Origin of the sequence: Staphylococcus coagulans (assembly GCF_002901995.1) — a bacterium.
GTDB classification, from domain to species: Bacteria; Bacillota; Bacilli; order Staphylococcales; family Staphylococcaceae; genus Staphylococcus; species Staphylococcus coagulans.
Window position 1 is genome coordinate 31,933 of the sequence record NZ_PPQN01000023.1, and the last position, 21,087, is coordinate 53,019.

A 21,087-nucleotide genomic window follows, 5' to 3' on the forward strand; every position below is an offset into this window, starting at 1 on the left:
AGTTAGCATTAACGATAATGAATGATGTGAGATAAATGATTTATCGTATTAAATAAGTAGCGTCACAATAATAGGAAATGTTATCAATACTGCTCAAAAAGCTTAATATGATTCCAATAAGGGAAAGGATAAATAACAGGGCGAGCTGAGGGATCAAATGATGAGTTATCATTTGAGACTGATTGCCGTGTTTAAGGCATAGCTATCAAAATGTTAATGACATGTAGGTAGGATTCTTAAAAGTAAAATAGAACCTTTAAATATTCAGAATCTTCAAATCATTATATTGTTCACTTTGAAAAGTGCGTGATTTAAGAGAGAAGCCTATTCTATTTCAAAGGTTCTCTGCTATTTTGCTTGTTTAGACTGCCACATGTTGTCATTAAAACAAAGAGAGTTGAAAAAGATGGGGACAATTGATTTTATAGTATTTATTGTATATTTTGCTGCATTGATTACGATAGGTATTTTAGGAGTATTAAAAGCGAAATCCTCTGAAAAGTATATGGTTGCTGACCGTAATTTAGGTTTGTTTATGTTGTTTGGTTGTTTGACGGCAGTCTTTTTAGGAGGCTCTTCAACAATTGGTTCGTCACAACTTGGTTATGAAGTCGGTTTGTCGGGGTTTTGGTTTGTTTTTGCTTTAGGTGTTGGGATTACCATTTTTGGTCTATTTTTATTGGATCGTATTATGGATTTGCGTGTGATTACAATCAGTGAATTATTGTACAAGTTGTTTGGTCATCGTGTACGAATTATTGGTGCTGTTGTAACAGCGATGTATACTTTAATGATTTGCGTGACGCAAGTGATTGCGATGGGGTCTGTCGTTTCTCAAATCTTTCATTGGAGTCTGTTTACTTCCATTCTCGTTGGAGGAAGCATTGTATTTGTCTATACGATTTTAGGTGGTATGTGGACATTATCAATTACTGATGTGATTCAATTTCTTGTGATGACTATCGGTATGTTTTTAATCATGTTACCTATGAGTTTATACAGTGTCGGTGGTTTCTCTTCATTATTTGAAAATATGCCCGCTTCACATTTGAGCTTTTTTAATATTGGTTTCGGTGAAATTGCGAACTATTTTATTACGTATACATTAGGGGTAATGGTAGGACAAGATATTTGGCAGCGTTTCTTTACGGGGAAGACGAAACGTATTTCTAAAACATCGGGCCTTTTAGTTGGTGTATATAGTGCGCTCTATTCTATTGTGATGGTCATTATCGGTATGTGTGCGTACGTTTTATTTCCACATATTCAAAATACACAAAATGTTTTTGCGCATATGGCTTTCGAAACATTGCCAGCAGGTCTGTTAGGGATTGTGTTTGCGGCACTCATTGCAGCAATCATGTCCACAGCATCAGGAACTTTATTAGCGTCAGCCACGATTATTTCAAATGATTTGTTGAAACCGTATGTATTTAAAAATTTGGAAGATCATCAATTTTTAGGATTAACAAGGGTAACCACACTTTGTTTAGCTGTCATTGCGATTGTTATATCCATATGGGTTAAAGAAGTGCTTGTTGCCATTGATATCGCTTATGCGATTTTGACAGGAGGCATGTTTATGCCGGTCGTGTTAGGCTTATTTATTAAGTGGCTAACGCCAAAAGCTGCTTTCTCAGCCATTATTGCGAGTGTGGTGTTCATTTTACTTTCAATTTTCATTGTGGGTCCACAATCCACGGCGACGATATTTTACGCCATAGTCATCAATGCTATAATATTGATAGTTGTATCATATTTTGATTCGAAAAAAGGTCGATATGATAGAGGAAAAAACGGACGTCAAGCAACATGATAGATTGATAACGTAAGGGGCGTGTGGCAATGTATTTATTAAATAATCATATTCAAGATATTGAAGTACCGGGAACGAGACAATTTGCGAATAGGGTAGATCAGTATCCGAATTGTTTAGATTTAACACTTGGACAATCTGATTTTCCTGTTGCTTCCTATGTGCAAGAAGCGATGGTGGAAGCGATACAGGCGGGGCAACTCAAATATACACATAACAAAGGATTAATCGAGCTGAGAAAGGCGATATCCGAATACAACGCGTCACGATTTGGTGTAAAGTATAATCCTGAGACAGAAATCGTCGTTACAAACGGTGCATCAGAAGGTATTGACGATGTACTTAGAACAATATTGAATCCCGGAGATGAAGTAATCTTGCCTGGGCCGACTTATTTAGGGTACGAACCGATTGTTAAACTGCAAGGGGCAGAGGTCAAATGGATTGACACGTCTCACACAGGATTTGTACCGACGGCAGAGGCAATCAAAGCAGCTATTACACCGAAAACAAAAGCGGTTATGTTTAACTATCCGACGAATCCTACGGGTATGACATTGAGTTATGCGCAAATCCGTGCACTCGTTGAGGTATTAAAAGAGACATCTGTTTTTATTATTACAGATGAGATATACAGTGAAAATGTGTTTGAGGGCCGTCACCATTCGTTTATGGAATTTCCTGAAATTAGGGAACAGCTTTTTGTTGTTAATGGTTTATCTAAGTCGCATGCGATGACAGGTGCACGTGTTGGTTATGTGTTATCGACACCTGAGTTGATTGAAGAAGTAACTACAGTACATTTGTATAATTCGATTTGTGTTGCAACGCCGAGTCAATATGGTGCGATTCGTGCTTTAAAAGAAGGGGATAAAGATATACAGAAAATGAACGCAGCCTATCGTGAGCGACGTGATTATATTTATGCACGCTTAGTTGATATGGGATTACCTGTAACGCTTCCACAAGGGACATTTTATATTTTCCCTGATGTTTCTGCTTATGATTCAGATTCCTTCCGTTTTTGTAATCAATTGTTAGAAATGGAGCAACTGGCCATTGTACCTGGGAAATCATTTTCTGATTATGCGGAAGGATACGTTAGACTTTCCTTTGCGTGTGATATGGAGACCATTAAAGAAGCGTGTGATCGATTAGAGCACTTTATAAGTCATTATGAGAAGTAAGTCTATTCAACTAAGGTTTTGCACCCTTTTTCGAAAGGGCAATTGCAAAGCCTTTTTTATGTTCAAGCTGAACTCTGCTACGACAGGGTGAATCATGTCAGGTTGTTCACATTGCATTCTCATTAAAGAAGAGATATAATTATAAATCGTAATTATTTCGATTTGAAAAGAAGGATTGTGATGAGCAAACAACATCGACGTGTGATCATCATTGGTGCAGGTGCAGCAGGTATAGGTATGGCTGTAACGATGAAAACATTTCAATTGGATGATGTCTGTGTCATAGAGAGTGGTACAATCGGACATTCATTTAAAAACTGGCCAAAATCAACGCGTACGATTACACCTTCATTTACAACAAATGGCTTTGGCATGCCTGATATGAATGCGATAGGTAAAGATACTTCTCCGGCCTTTACATTTAATGAAGAACATCTATCAGGCGAAACATATGCAGAATATTTAGAAGTAGTGGCTCGGCATTATGAGATTGAGGTTCAAACAGAGACACATGTGCATGCGGTGAATCTGGTCGATGGTGTCTATGAACTCGAAACCTCTCAAGGTACGTTTACTGCAGATTATTTATTTATCGCCACAGGAGACTTTGCTTTTCCAAATCAACCATTTGAACATGGGATTCATTATAGCGAAGTGACAGATTTTACAGAATTACCCGGAAAAGCCTTTACGATTATCGGTGGGAACGAAAGCGCCTTTGATGCAGCCATTCACTTGGCACAACAAGGGGCGGAAGTTACGATTTATACGCACTCAACAGGATTTAACGCAGAAGAAGCAGATCCGAGTATTCGACTTTCTCCATATACACAACAGCGGTTAAGAAAAGCGGTCCAAGAAGGTGCTTCTATTACAATGAAGGTGCATTACCAAGCGGATGCTATTGATTTCCGAGACGGTCAATATGCGATTCTCTTTACGAATGGAGAGGTTGTCTATAGTCAAACAGAACCTATTATCGCGACAGGATTTGATGTTACACGCAACCCACTGATTCAACAACTGTTTACTGTGAATGAGGGTGAAGTCAGCCTCACTGATTTAGATGAATCAACGCGCTATCCTAATGTTTTTTTAATTGGCGCAACAGTTCGTCATGCGGATGCAATTTTATGCTATATTTACAAATTCAGAGCGCGTTTTGCTGTTTTAACTCATGCCATCATGCAACGTGAAGGATTGCACGTGAATCCAGACATCGTTGAAGAATATAAAGCGAATCAAATGTATTTAGATGATTATAGCTGTTGTGGTGTGGATTGCACATGCTAACCGTTGTTTATGATTTTAAGAAAAATCAAATGCCAGAGATTCCTGAGGCGACACATGCGTTTGTCGTTAAAGGTTTTAATCATCTTGGACGATTAGACCAACAACAATTGAGACAGTATATTGTAAAGCATAAATTAAATCTCTCTTTGAACGAAAGTGTCATGCATACGTCTGATGAGACGAAGCATGTGGTCACACATTTGCAAGAATTTATGCAAGCCCGTGAAAATCGACGCCCACAATGGTATCAAAGTCTGATAGGTTGGCTCGCTATCTTTTTCATGTTTGCATTTCCAGTTTATATCGCCTATCATTTTTCAGATTGGCTTCAAAATGAGTATATTGCACCATGGATTGAGCGCGTCTCTCAACATGATCTCTTTCAACAAAGTATTGTGCAAGCGTTGTTATTTGGAGACTATGGTGTTTTATCTTTAGGGACATATTCGCTCGTGTGGGCATTGCCTGTCGTGATTTTGTTGAGTTTTTCTACAGCACTTATTGAACAGAGTCATATTAAACAGTATATGATTTGGTCGATTTCACCGACGATGGAAAAAATGGGTTTAGATGGTACAGATATCATTCCTGTTTTAGAAGGATTCGGCTGTAATGCAGCGGCAATCGTTCAAGCCGGTCATCAATGTCGTGCATGTACGCGATCAAAATGTATGAGTCTGATTAGTTTTGGTTCCTCATGTAGTTATCAAATCGGTGCGACATTATCGATATTCAATGTTTCACATCACTCGTGGTTGTTTGCGCCATACTTAATGCTCGTATTTATCGGAGGTGTCATCCACAACAAAATTTGGTATCGAGATGAAACACCGTTTATTCCTTATAGTGTAGCAGTAGGTCAAAAAATACGATGGCCAGATTTTAAAAATGTAGGTTCGCAAATGTGGGAAACGGTAAAAATGTTTATTTTCCAAGCGATGCCGATATTTATTGGGATTTGTTTAATCGCAAGTACACTAGCACTTACACCTATTTTGACAATGGTCTCAAAAATATTTGTACCGATCTTAATGTTATTACATATTCCGCATGACTTATCGGTTGGTATATTATTTTCGATGATCCGTAAAGATGGAATGCTCCTCTTTAACATGGGTGGCGGTAGTGTGATACAAAGTCTTTCCGCATGGCAAGTGCTATTACTCGTCTTTTTCAGTTCAACATTTACGGCTTGTTCTGTAACAATGACTATGGTAATGCGCCAACTGGGTCTTCGAGAAGGTGGCAAGATGATTTTGAGACAAATGGCAACATCGGTATGTTGTATTGCTTTATTAGGGATTATCACTTTTGTAGTTTTACAATGGACATCCATTTTATAATATAGGCATAGAGAACAAAAGTCGTCATCCGAATCTTCATGGATGTCGCTTTTGTTCTTTTTTATTGCGATATCACTTTTGACTTGTAGTCAGTGAAGATTGACGGTGTGAGCGGCTGCATCATAAAATGAAAGCGTAATGCAATGAACAAATGAGGTGATTTGATGGTGGATACAGACATTCGTGAAGCGATAGAGAAAGGCGACATCACAGTAGGAATCGAACTCGGTTCAACCCGTATCAAAGCAGTTGCGATTGATAATTCGACAAGGTCAATCGCAAAGGGAAGTTATGAATGGACGCAACAGTTGAATGCAGGCTACTGGTCTTTATCGCTCGATGAAGTATGGCGTGGCTTGCAAGAAAGTTATCACCGTATGTCCCAGGAAATATATGATCGGTATCGTATCCGTTTGAAAAAGCTTGCGGCTCTTGGCATCAGTGGGATGATGCACGGTTACTTAGCTTTTGATCAAGAGGGGGAATTATTAGTTCCTTTTCGTACGTGGCAAAATAATTATGCACGAGAAGCAGGTGCAAAGTTAACACATCAATTTCAGTTCAATGTTCCAGAACGTTGGAGTATTGCACAATACTATCAGTGTGTCTGCAATGGAGAAGCGCATGTGAAAAATGTGGCCTATCTGACAACGTTATCCGGTTATGTCCATTGGCAATTAACAGGTGAAAAAGCATTAGGGATAGGCGATGCATCTGGTATGTTTCCCATCGATGCGCAACAACATACATATCGAAAAGATTTAATGGCACAATTTGATACATTGATGGAGGGACAAGGTTTTTCTCAGTCTATTGAGTCGATTTTACCGAAAGTCTATCAAGCGGGTGAGCGTGCGGGTCTATTAACCGCTACAGGTGCCAAACGATTGGATCCTGATGGTTTTTTAGAAGCGGGATGTGTGATGTGTCCGCCTGAAGGTGATGCAGGAACAGGGATGATTGCGACAAATAGCATCGCACCTAAGACTGGAAATGTGTCGGCAGGAACGAGTATATTTTCTATGATTGTCCTCGAACAACCATTAAAGCAAGTAGATCCAGATGTGGATATTGTAATGACACCAGCTGGAGACGAGGTCGCGATGATTCATGCGAATAATTGTACGTCAGATATCAATCAATGGATGCATCTATTTGAAGAAGTTTTCCAAGTTATGGGTGTCTCGTATGATAAAGAAACCCTGTGGACGCGACTGTTTGAACAGGCGACACAAGGGGATGACGATTTAGGTCAGTTGTTATCGTACGGTTATGTTTCAGGTGAATTTATTACTGATATCAAGCAAGGCTTTCCACTGTTTATGCGTTTAGAAGAACGTGAATTGACGCTTGCTAATTTTATGAAAACACATATCTATAGCGCGCTCAGTACGTTGAAAATCGGGGTGGATCGATTAAAAAAACATGAAAATATTGCGCTTGATCGTATGACCGGTCATGGGGGTATTTTTAAAACTAAAAATGTTGTTCAACGCTATTTAGCTGCTGCTTTAGAAACGCCAATCACTGTTATGGAGACAGCCAATGAGGGTGGCGCGTGGGGAATCGCAGTTTTAGCGCGTTACGTATTAGAAAACCACATGACCTTAGATGATTATTTAAACACGATTTTTACAGATAACTTGCATACTTCTACGTGGTCACCGCAACCTCAAGATATTGAAAGTTTTAAAGCGTATATTCAGCGCTTTGAAAAATATTTAACACTTGAACGAGATCTCAATAAAAAGCATTCTAAAACAAAATTTAATAACCATTAAATCGATCGCGTTGGTCCAGAAAAGGACGGTCTCTTTCAACAATTTAAAACGAACACACCTCATTGGATGAAACAACAAAGATAAGGTTGGGATTCTGATAAGTGTGGTATTTAGGAAATATATTTAATTTAGATAGAATATTTTTTGAAATCGCGTTTATTGAGAGTATTCAACAAGATTTTTGTTGTTTTCTATAGAAAGTTATATCAATCAATATGAAATTGGAGTGATTTTCATGAATAACTACGATTTAATCATTATTGGCTTTGGTAAAGGCGGTAAAACTTTAGCGAAGTTTGCTGCACAACAAGGACAAAAAGTGGCAGTCGTTGAGCAATCTTCTGAAATGTACGGAGGGACTTGTATTAATGTCGGTTGCATCCCTTCAAAAGTTCTAGTACATGACGGCTTAACATCTGCTTCATTTGTAGAAAGTATGCATCGTAAACAAAATGTCGTAGAAGGGCTGAACCAAAAAAATTATCATATGCTAGCAGATGAGCCAACAATTGATGTGATTAATTTAAAGGCCAAGTTTGAAACAGATAAAGAAATTAATTTGTTGGATACAGAAGGAAGAACCGTTCAGCGTGTAACAGGCACAAATATTGTTGTAAATACAGGGGCAACACCCATCATGCCACCAATTGAAGGTATCCATACTTCTGAACGTGTGTTTGACTCTAAAGGGATCATGAACCTTACGACTCAGCCCAAACGCCTTGTTATTATAGGTGGTGGTTATATCTCACTTGAATTTGCATCGATTTTTGCTAATTTCGGGACTGAAGTAACCGTATTAGCAAAAGAACATCATATTTTAGGTCGAGAAGATTCAGAAGTTGCAGCACAAGTAGAGCATGATTTGACACAAAAAGGGATTCATTTTGTTTATCAAGTTGAGACAGAAGCAATCGTTGACCAAGACAAAACAACAATCGTAAAAACAAATCAGGGTGACTTTGAAGCAGAAGCTGTGTTAATTGCGACAGGTCGAAAACCGAATACGGCGCATTTAAACCTTGAAGCTGTCGGCGTACAATTGGGAGAACGTGGTGAGATTGTAGTGAATGAGAAGCGACAAACTACGATTGATCACATATACGCAATTGGTGATGTCAATGGCGATATGCAATTTACTTATATTTCGTTAGACGATTTTAGAATTTTAAAGTCTCAACTCTTTGGCGATGGTTCGCGCACAACGGCACAGCGTGGTAATGTGCCTTATACTGTTTTTATCGATCCGCCTCTTGCTCGTGTGGGAATGACGGCTGAACAAGCGCGCCAAAAAGGGAAAGAGATTCTGGAAAACACTGTTGCGGTTAATACGCTGCCTCGTCATAAGATTAATAATGACGCACGAGGCATATTTAAGACCGTTGTAGATAAACAAAGTCAACAAATTTTAGGAGCCACATTATATGGCTTACAGTCAGAAGAGTTAATCAATCTTATTAAATTAGCTATGGATCAAAAACTCCCTTACACCGTTTTGAGAGATCAAATTTATACGCATCCAACAATGGCTGAAGCATTGAATGACTTGTTTAATCTGTAATTCAGTTCAATGATAGAAAATAAATATAAAAAAGAAGCGCTAAGACGATTTTCTAGTAAAAATCATCTTAGCGCTATATTTATTTTGGGGTTTATCTCCCAGTTTCCTTATTATGAGATGATAAGAAAAGTAGCGATTTCGTGTTATACTTTAAAATTGTTTATTCTTGACGATTGATTTCAAAGAATTCTACTGCATTTCCACGTAGAATGCCATCAATTTTATCAGCTTCAATACCGCTGTTTTTAATATATTCAACCGCACGTGTATATTTTTTATCTTGGAAATATGGAAAGTCGCTTCCCATCATTAAGCGCTCAGCACCAAAGGTTTCAATCGTGTTGATTAATGAAGGCCCATGAAAATTGGCTGTATCAAAGTAAAATTGACGATTTAAGATTTCCCAAGGACTTGTTTCAAAAGCATTCCAGTCTTCGTAGTTATCTTCAATACGTTGCATAAAGAAAGGCAACGCCCCTCCTAAATGTGAAATATGAAATTTAATGTTAGGATATTTTTGTGGAATATTGTTTTTGAGTAAATGCAATGCCACAAAAGTCGCTTCTAAAGGAGCACCGATGACCCAATGTAATTGGAAATCATTGACCATTGGTGATTGAGCACCGCAACCCGTAGGATGAACGTAAAGTGTCGCATGTTGGTCATTCATTGCTTTGAAAAAAGGTTCGAATTGTAAATCAGCAACTGACACTTTATCTTTGACGAGTGTCGGAATGGCAATGCCTATAAATTCATCTTTAGCTAATAGCGCTTTAGCTTCTTCAATGGCTTGATTGATATAGGGAAGTGACACGGCGCCATATGCTAAAAAACGTTCTGGATATTTTTGTACGAGTGATTCATACAATCCATTAATCATTTCTGCCGAAACTTTGGCTTCTTCTTGATTTCCCCACTGTGGCGATTGCGGTGTGGCTGAAATGATTTGTTTTTCAACTCCCGCATCATCCATCATTTTAAAACGTTTTTTTAAGTCTTCTTCTGAGTCGGATTGGTTAATCCCTTTTGCAACCTCTGTACCTTGACTGCCGAGTTTGCCTAAACGCTCTAAGTAAGCTTCACTCCATAAGTGTGCATGCGTATCAATTGCTTTTATATTAGTCATGCTCACAATCATCTCCATTTCAAATTTACAATGTATCGTTGAGAATCGAATTTCTCAAAACGATTGTCGAAGCGTCAGTGTCTTATTTTACATGGCTTCTTAGACGTCATGTATACTAACTAAGGTGTAAGGTATTGTAATTATACCCACATAACATACATTTACCCAATAAAGTAGAATAACAATCGCATATTTTACTTTTTGAAAGTATCAATCAGTGTTAACGTATTTAATAGGAAATATTTACCAGCAGATTGTGTTGCTTTATAACCGTGACCGGCTTTAATGTGTTGGTACATTGCAACGCTCATAATGAGATTAATCATTACAGCACCGAGACGTACAAACTTCACACCTGCTTTGCCAAATGTAGAAGTTAATAATAAGATAGAACCTACAATTTCAAATACCCCAGCAATTTGCATCAAGTTTTTGTTTATATTAAATGCTTCTTTAAATTGTGTTGCCATTACTTCATCATTTCTCACTTTTGGCAAACCACTTTTAATAATATCCTTTGCAACGTAAGCGTTAATCGCATGATTTAATAACATCATACAACCTCCTAATTTTTTAATTTGATGATTCTTTTTTTGATACACGAAGGGCAATGAGTGTCCCAATTAAGCTTAGAAATGCAACTACTTTATACGTCCATTGCAATCCAAAAATGTGACTGGCAACAGTGCTACCTCCATGTCCCATAGCGAGTTGTGTTAGTAACGTAACCAGTAACCCCGTTCCAATCGCAGCAGAAATTTGACGTAACGTGTTATTCATTGCAGTCCCATGCGGGATGAGTTTTCTTGGTAGAGCATTAAGTGCTTCAGTTGTCATCGGCACCATAATGCCAGAGTTACCCAACATCATCACTAAAAATGATAAGACGATATAAGTGATAGATGATTCTGCATTTAAAAATGAGAGAAGCAATGTGCCGATAAAAATAAGCGTCATCCCACTCACTGCGAGAATGCGTCCGCCAATGATGTCATACAATTTACCTGTCACAGGTGAAAGGAGCCCCATCACAAGACCACCCGGGAGTAAAATGAGACCGGATTGAAGCGGCGTTAAGCCACGCATCGTCTGCATATAGATTGGAAGTATTGTCAATGTCCCGATAAATATCAAAAACATCAGAATGACTAAACTAATTGGTATCGTAAAAGCCCGATATTGAAACACACGTATTTCAAGCATAGGTGTTTCTAATTTAAGCTGTCTCATAACAAAAGTGACCAATGTCACGACGGCTACGAGAAGTGTTAAATAAATGATAGGATTGCCCCATCCAAATTGACTGGCTGAACTAAAGCCGAATAATAAACCGCCAAATCCAACCGTTGATAATATCACAGATAAAATATCAAGTTTCGGTTTGGATAATTCAGTCAGATTCATCATTTTAAAATAACCGAATAATAAATCAATCACTGAAATGATGAGTATGATTAAAAATAAATAGCGCCAATCAAATGCAGTAACAAACCAACCTGCAGCAGTAGGACCGATTGCTGGCGCAAAACCAATGACTAATCCGAAAAGTCCCATGGCCATACCGCGTTTTTCTAATGGAAAGACAAGGAATAAAAACATTTGTGTCAGTGGCATCAAAATCCCTGCACCCATTGCTTGAATCGCCCGACCTACTAAAAGTAATGTGAAGTTAGGCGCGAGCATACATAATAAGGAACCCACGACGAATAACAGCATAGCTGTAAAGAATAACCGTCTTAATGAAAAACGCTGTGTAAGATAAGCGGTTATCGGAATCATAATCCCGTTTACAAGCATGAAGATGGTCGTTAACCATTGTGCAGTGCCACTTGTAAGACGAAATTCCTCCATTATTTTAGGAATCACAGTCGTCATTAAAGTTTGATTGAGTACTGCGATAAAAGCACCAATCATCATCATTGCGATTGCAGGAATATGATGTTGCATCGAATCGTTCGAAGTAGCCCTATCCGACATATATGTCACCTCTTTCTAAACGGAATTGACTATCACTTATTTTAAGCGGAATGTATTCCATTTGTCAAATTTGCAAATTCCATTTAATATTAGAGGCATAAAAAATAAGGAGGCCATTATGGATATACAAAATATAGAGAAGAAATTAGAAATCAATGAACAAAAACAATTCAAAGGTCGTGTTGAAGCGCTCAATTACTATACACGACAATTTATGTATCATGTCCCGTTTGAAAATTTGGATGTCCAAAATGGTGTTCGTATTTCAACAGAATTGGACGATTTGTATGACAAGCTCATCAAGCGTAATCGTGGTGGGTATTGTTATGAAAACAATACATTCTTTGGTGCTTATCTCGAAGAAAAAGGCTTTGATACGCATTTTGTAGGTGCAACGATTCATACACCTAATGGCGGTCGGAGTCGATTTGGGACGCATATGTCATTGATTGTAGAAATAGAAGGTGAAAGTTACGTTGCTGATGTAGGCTTTGGAGATTTACCTGCAGATGCCCTTCATGTCACACATGACGGTTCAGATATTGTGGAAGATATTGGAGGTACTTATCGTGCAGTATATATTGATGACACTATTCATGTTCAAAAATGGGTCGATGAAGAATGGCAAACGAAATACGAAGCAGAGCCACAAGCACGCGATTTAGACTATTTTTCTGACAACATCGAATACAATCAAACCAATCCTAATTCTGTATTCGTCAAACGACTTATTGTCACAATGCCTAAGCCATACGGTAGAGCAACAATGTCTCACGAAAATTTAACGATTTCAAAAGAAGGCAAGAAAGAAAAACACGATGTGACATCCGAAAATTACAAAGCAATTTTGAAAAAATACTTTGGATTAGACGTTACTGTATCACGTTTGGAGCAAGATACAGAAGAATAAGACAAAGGTGTGTTGCATATGACAAGCAAAGAGACGACAAAACGTTTAGACGCACGTAGAAACGAGAAAATGATATTAGAAACAGCAACAAAAATGATTGGCGAAAATGATGATATCAAATCTATCAGTATGTCGGCGATTGCAAAAGAAGCAAACGTAGGCGTAGGGACATTATATCGTCATTTTGATAGTAAATCGATGCTGTGTCGCGCAGTGATCGATGACCAAATCGATGATATGTTCATAGAAATTGAACATTTTTTGTCACAAAATGAAGATGCACCATTGCATAAAAGGATTTATGGTGCACTAGCCATTTTTTTAGAATTGAAAGAGCGCAATTTAAAATTACTGAGCTTTATTGAAAAGAACGGCTTAAAAGCGAATGCGACAAATGCTGCGCCTTTTTATGGTGACTTGTACCGCATTATACAACAAGAGATTGAAAAATCTAGAAATATTGAAAACATAGAATTGAAGTTGGATATGTTATTCAACGCTTTTTCTTCAGACATTTATATGTATGAACGATTTACACGCGGTTATACAAGAGAAGCGTATTTAGAGAAATTACTCAAAATATATTTAAAATAAATGGAGGCTTTTAAATGATAGACTTTAAAAAAACAGCGTTAATTTTAGTAGATATACAAAAAGGGATTGTCGCTTTAGACGGTGCACCGCATTCAACTGAATCGGTAGTGAACCATGCGAATCAAGTGATTGAACAATTCCGTGCGCATAATGGCTTTATTGCTTTTGTACATGTGGCTTTTTACGATGGTAAAGACAAACTTCAACCGAATGCGATGGTGCAACTGCCTGACGAATCTGATCCTACTTTTTCTGATTTTCCAGAGCAATTGGATTATCGTGAAGGAGATTACGTCGTAACGAAAAGACATTTCAGCGGCTTTTTCGGTACGGACTTAGACTTACAATTACGACGTCGCGGCATTGATACGGTAGTCATTGGAGGCATTTCTACGCATATGGGTGTTGATACAACAGCACGAGACGCTTATCAGTACGGTTATAATCAATACTTTTTAACAGATATGATGACAGCACCTGCTGAACATCTACATGATTTTTCTGTGAATTATACGTTCCCAACAATGGGACAAACAATGACAACCCAAGCTTTTTTGGATCAGTTGTCTTAAACAAACATATAGTTGTGTTTCATATGTCATAGGACTGTAGATAGGTGAATCAGTGTTGTTTCGTGCACTAATCAATGAGAGATAAAGAGAGGTTTTGTCAATGAATTTTGAAGCATTGGAATCGCACATTGGACTCACAGCCTCAGAAAAAGAAGGGAACACCCTTGAAGATTTAACATCATATATCCGAAAATTTTTATATACAATTCCGTTTGAAGCGATTGATATTTATAATGGAAGAACGATTTCAACAGATGTGCAAACGAATATTGATAAATTTACAAAAAAATATCGTGGCGGTTTATGTTATGAAAATAATGTCGTCACAAACGCTTATCTGACAGCACGAGGCTTTGATACGATAATGGTTGCTGGGTATGTGAAACCCCCTAAACGAGATTGGAAGAAGCGGGCGACGCATTTAACAAATATCGTTACTATCGATCATCAGCATTATTTGGCAGATACCGGATTTGGTCATTTTCCGAGTCAGCCTATTCCATTGACTGGTGAAGTGGTTGAAGATGAAGACGACTTTTATCGTATTATTTACGATGGTGATTCTCAAAGTTATTACGTTCAGACAACAAAGCAAGCTAAAGAAAATTGGATTGACCTATTGAATTTTAAGCGTGAGCCACGAGCTTTAATCGATTTTATGAGAGATTTTGATTATACGGTTTTTAATCCACAATATAATTTTAAACATCATTTGCTCATTAATAAAAAAACAGATAACGGTCATATTACAATGACAGAAAATCATGTCAATATAATCAACAATGGGCAAAAACAACAAATTGATGTCACACCTATCAACTATCAAGCGTTATTAAAACAATACTTTAATATTGAGACTACCATTCCAGCCTTAGAACAATAAAGGATGTCGTCACTTCTATCTTAGATAAGAGGTGACGGCTTTTTTTAATACGTCATTTGCTAACGTGACTAAATGGGGAGACATTGCGCTTCATTGTACAAATGTACAGTACAATCTACGGGTGATTTTGAGTAGAAAATGAATTTGATTGTAAATGTAATAGGTTGTACTTCAAAAAATAAACGCTAAAATCGTTGTCATTTTCAGCTTTTACAGGTATCTATGGATATTTTAAGAAGCGTTTCATTTAAGGTTGATACATATCATCTTATGCTTTTGAAGTATAGGTTGTACTTATAAAGTATTAGGCAAATGCATATTTAAGGAGAAGCTTTCTCAGTTGAAAAGAGGAACTGAGAACCTGAAACGTTCAAGGCTTTTCTTATAAAATTACAATTTTTAATCATACAACAAATTGAAATACACTTTTAAACTGAAATATAAAAGATTGAAAAAATTTTAAGACCATAATAAAATAATCCGCATACTCAAATTGTTTAGTTTTTTATTTTGAAAAAATTATATACTAAAGGAGTAAAAATAATTTTGTCTAAGTTTGTTGTTCGTTGTCATAGCAGTATTAATAAGAACAGGATCGATATAAAAAGATTGAAATACTTTTCAATTTGAATTTGTTTTCTCTATGGCAGTATGAAGTTTGAAGCGATACTTTACTATTATACGAATGCAAATTTAAAAATAATGAGGAATTGGGGAGGTGTTTATTTTGGTGAATGAGAAATTTTTTGACAGGCCAAATAAACGCAATCAAAATCATATCGGTAGAAAAACTTTTGCAATGACAACATTATGCATGGGTTCAATATTATTGTTCGGACTACATACACATGATGCTGAAGCTGCAGAAATGCCCAACGTGCCAGTTGAACGTGAAACACAAATAGCATCTACTGGCGACCAAACTAAAGAAAATAGTGATTCAATACCAGAAAATCAGAAGCAAACATTGCCAAATGCGGAAACACGCCCACCCAGAGCAACATCGCTAAAACAAGGCGATGTGTCGGGTAAACAAGCAAGTGATAATCAAAAGGCACAAATCTCAAAGCCTCAATCTCAAGTGCTTCAAGCACCTATATCAGCACCACAAATGTCCGAAGCAACGAATCATAGGCAACCCGAAATGCGCCAGCCTGATTCGTTAGTGACACAACATCAGCCTCAAGATGTTGAACAAAAATATACGAATCATTTCCCTTCAGCACGCACTGCATCACAAATGTCTAAAACCAATGTTAATCCGATTGGTCAGCGTGCAAAGAGCGCTATCAATAAAAGTGGGAGTCGAGATGACGCTGTACAAGGTCAACCGTACCGAATCGGTAATCAACTTTGGGAAGATCTTAACCGTAATGGTAAGCAAGATAAGGGTGAGCCGGGCGTTGCCAACGTAAAAGTAAGATTAACAGATAAAAATAAAGAGACATTAAAAGAAACATATACAGATTCTAATGGTCGTTATGTATTTACAGACATGCCAAACGGCCGTTATTATATCTTTTTTGACATTCCTAAAGGTTATACACCGACAATCGCATTTGCGAGAGGAACCACAACTGAAAATGACTCGAATACGCGAATCGACCTTGTGGATATTAACAATAAAGATGACTTAAGTTTTGATTTTGCGCTCTATAAAGATCCAACTTTATCTGAATCTAATACAGATACCAAAAATGAAAAGCCAAATCAGCAAGTTCCACCAGTGCTAAAGCCACAAACGCCGGAGAATCCAACACCACAAGAGCGGGAAATGCCTAATAAACCAAAGGCATCGACATCACAAGAATCAGAAGTGCCAAAACACCCAGAGAGTCCAACAGAAACAGAAGCGCCCAAACAACCAGAGAATCCAACACCACAAGAACAAGAGACACCACAACAAACAGAAAGCTCAAAAACTAAAAATCCGGAATCTCACAAGGGTGTGACACCTGAAGAAATAGATACAGCGCACGTTTCGTATAGACTTATGAATATGTCTGTACAAGAACCATCATCTAAAAATTCGTATGTGATCCCTTCGGAAAAAGATGCACGTACATTCGTAAAAGAGTTAGAGTCTACAGCAGAGAAACATAAGAATAAACATCAAAAGGATAGTCATCAACATAAGGACAATCATAAGCACCCACACAAAAGTGCTCTACCTGAAACCGGCATGAAACGGACACCGAAATCATTTTGGGGATTACTATTACTTGCGATTGGTATTCTTTTTACAATTGGACAACGTTCGGGAAGAAAATAAATATAGAGAAAGCAGGTAACTAACGTTGCCTGTTTTTTGATGAAGAAATAAGAGTAGGTTTTTTCATATTTAGATTAATGTGAGTTTTTTAAGTGATGTATGACAGTAGATGACTCAACTGAGGGGGAACACTTACTTGTCCTCAATTCGAATCATCCATGTTAAGCGAACGTATTGATTAGATCCGTGTGTAAGTATAAGTATAGGGTATTAGTAATGACTTTTTAATTGATAATGAATTAGTTTGACTTTCTTTGGCGGCTAACCAAATAACCTCCAAGAGCAATGCTTAATCCTCCTAATAAAGTTGTACCGAAAAGTGATTCATTTTCACCTGTTTGAGGTAAAGCTTTGATTGTTGAAGTTTCACTTGAATGTTTTTCAGCTGATTAATGACCTATTTGAGAATTGTTTCACTTACATCATTTGATTGTGATGATAAAAATGGTGCTTCATCGGCTAAGCATGCTCTGACGTCAATAACGTGCTTGTTAAAACGATAGAGCCTACCCCAATGCTGAACTTTCGAATACTAAATGATTGAATCTTTTCCATATCTATTAAACTCCTTTTAATGATGGTGTTTACCTATTTCAAAATACAATATAGGTATTAAATATATGCATTTTATATGTAATAGCATTTTAAAATAGAATGTTCCTAATCTAATAAAATAAATCTATATGATAAAAATGTCTATTATAATTTAACACTTTTATCATCATATTCCACTTTGTAATTATTAACTTTAAGTTAATATTTTCGTTGATATGACAATAAAAACGAGCAAAAACAAGCCTCCTCAATGGCACCAAATTATAAGAATCTTAACTTTTTATTATTCTAATGAAATATCAAAAATAGAATGTATAATTAAATTATCGTAAATAAAATTATTCTTAAATTGACCAATCATATTTATTTAAATGAAATGAATTTCGCCATTAATTATTAGGAGGCAGTGATATCAGTGGAAAACAAAATGCGTATCAAAAGTAAACATCTAGAAAGTAAACACAACCGATATGGTATTCGCAAAAGTACAGTAGGCACAGCGTCACTCATTGTAGGTGCACTATTAGTTTTTGGTGCACAAAATGATGCACAAGCAGCTGAAAGCGAAAAGAAAGAAGCGGTACAGCATGTCGCTGTAGAAAATACGGATACATCAAAAGTAGAAGAAAACTCTCAAGTAGTAGTAGCATCTCAACAATTAGAAAAGGATGCACCATCACAATTCGTTTCAGAAATAAAGCCACAAGCACAACAAATTGATCAAAAACAAGCAGACGCGACTTCAAATGAAGTTCAATCACAAAATCAAGCTAAAAATCGTGTAATTGAGTCAGAAAAAGAACATGCAGTTGTTGATAACAATGTGGTTTCTCAATCTAACAGCCAAGTCGTTGCACATCAACCATCTACAAACACACATGAAAAAGAAGCGCATTCTTCAAAACCTGAAGTAGAAAAAGCTGAAAACTTCCGTATTGGTGATCGAGTTTGGCAAGACGTCAATAAAAACGGTAAGCAGGATACAGGTGAGCCAGGTGTCGCAAATGTGAAAGTAGAGTTGAGAGACAAGAATCGACAATTATTACAAACCGTTCACACAAATGGCAACGGCGAATATATTTTTACTGGTGTCAAAAAAGATGCGTATTTTATACAATTCCACACACCTGAAGGCTATACACCTACAGTAACGCATGCTACTTCTTCAACAATGGAAAATGACTCTAACGGAAGACTAGCATTCGTGGAAATCGTCGATAAAGATGATTTGACTGTTGATTTTGGATTAATCAAAAATACGAACGAAGCTGAAAAAACATACAAAATAGGCGATTTTGTATGGGAAGATATCAATAAAAATGGTAAACAAGATGTAGGCGAACCAGGCATTGCTGGTGTAACTGTTATCATTTTAAATGACAAAGAAGAAGAAGTCGGACGTACAGTAACAGATGTGCAAGGTCACTACGTTTTCAATCATATTAAGAATGGAAGATATTCAGTACTTTTTGAAACACCAAAAGGATACGAACCAACGATTGACCGTGCACCGAATGTCACACAAGATTTAGATTCTAATTACATAAGTTCAGTTGTTGATATCAAAGATGGTGATAATTTAACAATTGATAGTGGTTTCTTCAGAACGCATCCAGCACCACCTGCGCCAGAGGAACCGAAAAAGCCGGAAGAACCTAAAGCACCTGAACAACCAAAACAACCAGAACATCCAGAAAAACCAGCACCAAAAGTACCAGAAAAGCCAATGGAACCTAAAGCGCCTATTCCGGAAAAACCAGAAATGCCAAAACAACCAGAGAAACCAGAGCAACCGACACCGAAAGCACCAGAAAAGCCAATGGATCCAAAAGAACAGGCACCAGAGCAACCAAAAATGCCAAAAGAATTAGTGCCATCTTTACCAAAATCACCAGATGACTCAGCAAAACCGAAAGAGCTTATACCTGCATTACCAGAAGCACCCGGACATAACATACAACAGCCAAGAGATAAAGAAATCGTGATTCCTTCACAACCGCTAGTGCCGAGTGAAACAGAAAAAACTGATAAAAAAGTTAATCCACAATCCACATTACCAAACACAGGTAAGGAAGATGCCGATACAACATTGTGGGGCATGCTTTTAATCAGTTTAGGCGCATTGTTTGCTGTTGTGAGACGCCCAAAAAGAACGAATAAAGAATAATTAAATCAACATCAAAAATCACAAATGGGTTGAGACATTTAAACATCTCAACCCATCCATTTTTGTATATGATATTGTAATCTCAATCGTCCTTGCTCGGGCGAAAGGATGAAATCTAATCACTCACGTGTGATTCATCGTTTACAAATTTTTTAAGTACTTTATTTAATGATGCCTCAGCTTCTTGATCAAAGACGTAATGACCATCCTCAACATAAGAAATATGCTGATCAAGAATAAAACGACCTTTATGAATTGTATCCGCACCTAACTCTTTAATGACAGGATCCAAACTATACTGCATCGCAAGTGTGTGTGCAAATGAGCCACCAACGGCTAGAGGTAAAACGGTTTTACCTGTAAAAGCACCACGTGGTAATAAATCTAAATATGTTTTCAAAATCCCTGAATAAGCTGCTTTAAATACTGGCGAGACGATGACGATACCGTCTGAGTTTTCGATTGATTGATGGGTTACAGTAACCGATTCACTTGTAAAATCAGCTGTGATTAATGCTTTAGCATCTAATTGATGCACTTGAATGACCTCTGTCTCTATTCCTCTTTGATTAAGAAACTGCTCTGTATAGTCAATGACACCTGTCAATCGAGATGCCACCTTATGCCCACCTGCAATAATGGTTACTTTTGACATTTTAAATCCCCCTTTATTTAATTTCACAAAGACTTACTCGCGAAAATTTTATATTAACAACGATTTATAACATTAGTATAACATCCTCAAAGTATGGCCTTAAGTCATACTCATTTGAAATATAAACTGTAGAATTTTTTCAAGCATTCATGAAATTTGAAAGATTAACATTAAGAGAAAATAGAAAATGAATACATAATTAGCAGAATAAAAAAAGTATCTGTTCTAAAAAGATGAAATAATACATTTTTATAAGAGGTTAAAATCTTAATTAAGAAAAACTTAAAACAAAAAATAAATTGAATTTTATAAACAGCCATTATAACATTAATATATTTGCGGTCTCAAATATTAATTTAAAATTTAATAAGTATTACAATATTAATGACATAATA

At 37.0% G+C, this 21,087-nt stretch carries 18 protein-coding genes; 12 read left to right on the forward strand and 6 right to left on the reverse strand.

Translation table 11 applies throughout. From position 1 onward, the window contains the following. Positions 1-406: 406 nt before the first annotated feature. The 6 genes from CD118_RS06270 to merA all read left to right on the forward strand — a co-directional run bounded on the left by CD118_RS06270 (position 407) and on the right by merA (position 8,981). On the forward strand, positions 407-1,816 hold the full coding sequence (locus CD118_RS06270) for a sodium:solute symporter family protein (protein WP_060829294.1): 1,410 nt from the start codon (positions 407-409) through the stop codon (positions 1,814-1,816). Between the two features lie 29 nt (positions 1,817-1,845). Continuing rightward, positions 1,846-3,003: an aminotransferase class I/II-fold pyridoxal phosphate-dependent enzyme gene (locus tag CD118_RS06275; RefSeq protein ID WP_103356406.1), complete on the forward strand. Its 1,158-nt coding sequence runs from the start codon at positions 1,846-1,848 to the stop codon at positions 3,001-3,003. A 180-nt stretch (positions 3,004-3,183) separates the two neighbouring features. Next, on the forward strand, positions 3,184-4,296 hold the full coding sequence (locus tag CD118_RS06280) for an NAD(P)/FAD-dependent oxidoreductase (RefSeq protein WP_050345073.1): 1,113 nt from the start codon (positions 3,184-3,186) through the stop codon (positions 4,294-4,296). Then, positions 4,290-5,639 carry a nucleoside recognition domain-containing protein gene (locus tag CD118_RS06285; RefSeq protein WP_103356407.1) on the forward strand — a complete coding sequence of 450 codons (1,350 nt, stop codon included), beginning with the start codon at positions 4,290-4,292 and terminating at the stop codon, positions 5,637-5,639. The genes CD118_RS06280 and CD118_RS06285 overlap by 7 nt, the downstream gene beginning before the upstream one ends. Before the next feature lie 164 nt (positions 5,640-5,803). Beyond that, positions 5,804-7,420, forward strand: coding sequence for a xylulokinase (locus CD118_RS06290; protein ID WP_103356408.1), 1,617 nt, complete (start codon positions 5,804-5,806; stop codon positions 7,418-7,420). Positions 7,421-7,655: 235 nt separating this feature from the next. Next, a complete protein-coding gene (merA, locus tag CD118_RS06295; protein WP_103356409.1) occupies positions 7,656-8,981 on the forward strand; it encodes a hypothiocyanous acid reductase MerA in 1,326 nt (441 codons plus the stop codon). 160 nt (positions 8,982-9,141) lie between these two features. On the opposite strand, the gene CD118_RS06300 is transcribed toward merA, so the two are convergent. From CD118_RS06300 to CD118_RS06310, 3 genes are all read right to left on the reverse strand, one after another. Further along, complete coding sequence (locus tag CD118_RS06300) at positions 9,142-10,107, reverse strand: amidohydrolase family protein (protein WP_060829300.1); 966 nt, start codon at positions 10,105-10,107, stop codon at positions 9,142-9,144. Between the two features lie 194 nt (positions 10,108-10,301). After that, positions 10,302-10,661, reverse strand: coding sequence for a DoxX family protein (locus CD118_RS06305; protein ID WP_169925590.1), 360 nt, complete (start codon positions 10,659-10,661; stop codon positions 10,302-10,304). A gap of 19 nt (positions 10,662-10,680) precedes the next feature. Then, positions 10,681-12,084 carry a DHA2 family efflux MFS transporter permease subunit gene (locus CD118_RS06310; protein WP_060829302.1) on the reverse strand — a complete coding sequence of 468 codons (1,404 nt, stop codon included), beginning with the start codon at positions 12,082-12,084 and terminating at the stop codon, positions 10,681-10,683. 118 nt (positions 12,085-12,202) lie between these two features. Between CD118_RS06310 and CD118_RS06315 the strand changes: the two genes are divergently transcribed. From CD118_RS06315 to CD118_RS06335, 5 genes are all read left to right on the forward strand, one after another. Continuing rightward, entirely contained in the window at positions 12,203-12,994 is a 792-nt protein-coding gene (locus tag CD118_RS06315) for an arylamine N-acetyltransferase family protein (protein ID WP_050329804.1), read from the forward strand. Between the two features lie 18 nt (positions 12,995-13,012). Next, positions 13,013-13,588, forward strand: coding sequence for a TetR/AcrR family transcriptional regulator (locus CD118_RS06320; protein ID WP_103356411.1), 576 nt, complete (start codon positions 13,013-13,015; stop codon positions 13,586-13,588). A 14-nt stretch (positions 13,589-13,602) separates the two neighbouring features. Next, positions 13,603-14,160, forward strand: a complete 558-nt coding sequence (locus tag CD118_RS06325; protein ID WP_103356412.1) for an isochorismatase family protein — start codon at positions 13,603-13,605, stop codon at positions 14,158-14,160. Between the two features lie 100 nt (positions 14,161-14,260). Beyond that, positions 14,261-15,043: an arylamine N-acetyltransferase family protein gene (locus CD118_RS06330; RefSeq protein ID WP_103356413.1), complete on the forward strand. Its 783-nt coding sequence runs from the start codon at positions 14,261-14,263 to the stop codon at positions 15,041-15,043. 730 nt (positions 15,044-15,773) lie between these two features. Next, complete coding sequence (locus tag CD118_RS06335) at positions 15,774-17,315, forward strand: SdrD B-like domain-containing protein (protein ID WP_240621913.1); 1,542 nt, start codon at positions 15,774-15,776, stop codon at positions 17,313-17,315. 239 nt (positions 17,316-17,554) lie between these two features. On the opposite strand, the gene CD118_RS06340 is transcribed toward CD118_RS06335, so the two are convergent. Both CD118_RS06340 and CD118_RS06345 read right to left on the reverse strand, forming a co-directional pair. Then, a complete protein-coding gene (locus CD118_RS06340; RefSeq protein ID WP_082165754.1) occupies positions 17,555-17,671 on the reverse strand; it encodes an LPXTG cell wall anchor domain-containing protein in 117 nt (38 codons plus the stop codon). Between the two features lie 103 nt (positions 17,672-17,774). Then, a complete protein-coding gene (locus CD118_RS06345; protein ID WP_103356415.1) occupies positions 17,775-17,870 on the reverse strand; it encodes a YSIRK-type signal peptide-containing protein in 96 nt (31 codons plus the stop codon). A 415-nt stretch (positions 17,871-18,285) separates the two neighbouring features. On the opposite strand from CD118_RS06345, the gene CD118_RS06350 reads away from it, so the two are divergent. Continuing rightward, the gene (locus tag CD118_RS06350) at positions 18,286-20,037 is read left to right on the forward strand and encodes an SdrD B-like domain-containing protein (protein ID WP_103356416.1); all 1,752 of its coding nucleotides are present in this window, start codon (positions 18,286-18,288) and stop codon (positions 20,035-20,037) included. A 115-nt stretch (positions 20,038-20,152) separates the two neighbouring features. Here CD118_RS06350 and ssuE read toward each other — a convergent pair whose 3' ends face one another. After that, positions 20,153-20,692 (reverse strand): NADPH-dependent FMN reductase, encoded by a 540-nt coding sequence (gene ssuE, locus CD118_RS06355; RefSeq protein ID WP_050345085.1) that lies wholly within the window; start codon positions 20,690-20,692, stop codon positions 20,153-20,155. Between the last annotated feature and the right edge of the window lie 395 nt (positions 20,693-21,087).

Excerpts from the sequence above, each read along its gene's own strand:
- CD118_RS06285 (WP_103356407.1), top strand. The coding sequence starts at position 4,290 with ATGCTAACCGTTGTTTATGATTTTAAGAAAAATCAAATGCCAGAGATT.
- ssuE (WP_050345085.1), bottom strand. The coding sequence starts at position 20,692 with ATGTCAAAAGTAACCATTATTGCAGGTGGGCATAAGGTGGCATCTCGA.
- CD118_RS06310 (WP_060829302.1), bottom strand. The coding sequence starts at position 12,084 with ATGTCGGATAGGGCTACTTCGAACGATTCGATGCAACATCATATTCCT.
- CD118_RS06300 (WP_060829300.1), bottom strand. The coding sequence starts at position 10,107 with ATGACTAATATAAAAGCAATTGATACGCATGCACACTTATGGAGTGAA.
- CD118_RS06325 (WP_103356412.1), top strand. The coding sequence starts at position 13,603 with ATGATAGACTTTAAAAAAACAGCGTTAATTTTAGTAGATATACAAAAA.
- CD118_RS06305 (WP_169925590.1), bottom strand. The coding sequence starts at position 10,661 with ATGTTATTAAATCATGCGATTAACGCTTACGTTGCAAAGGATATTATT.
- merA (WP_103356409.1), top strand. The coding sequence starts at position 7,656 with ATGAATAACTACGATTTAATCATTATTGGCTTTGGTAAAGGCGGTAAA.
- CD118_RS06280 (WP_050345073.1), top strand. The coding sequence starts at position 3,184 with ATGAGCAAACAACATCGACGTGTGATCATCATTGGTGCAGGTGCAGCA.
- CD118_RS06275 (WP_103356406.1), top strand. The coding sequence starts at position 1,846 with ATGTATTTATTAAATAATCATATTCAAGATATTGAAGTACCGGGAACG.
- CD118_RS06315 (WP_050329804.1), top strand. The coding sequence starts at position 12,203 with ATGGATATACAAAATATAGAGAAGAAATTAGAAATCAATGAACAAAAA.
- CD118_RS06345 (WP_103356415.1), bottom strand. The coding sequence starts at position 17,870 with ATGGAAAAGATTCAATCATTTAGTATTCGAAAGTTCAGCATTGGGGTA.
- CD118_RS06270 (WP_060829294.1), top strand. The coding sequence starts at position 407 with ATGGGGACAATTGATTTTATAGTATTTATTGTATATTTTGCTGCATTG.
- CD118_RS06320 (WP_103356411.1), top strand. The coding sequence starts at position 13,013 with ATGACAAGCAAAGAGACGACAAAACGTTTAGACGCACGTAGAAACGAG.
- CD118_RS06330 (WP_103356413.1), top strand. The coding sequence starts at position 14,261 with ATGAATTTTGAAGCATTGGAATCGCACATTGGACTCACAGCCTCAGAA.
- CD118_RS06290 (WP_103356408.1), top strand. The coding sequence starts at position 5,804 with ATGGTGGATACAGACATTCGTGAAGCGATAGAGAAAGGCGACATCACA.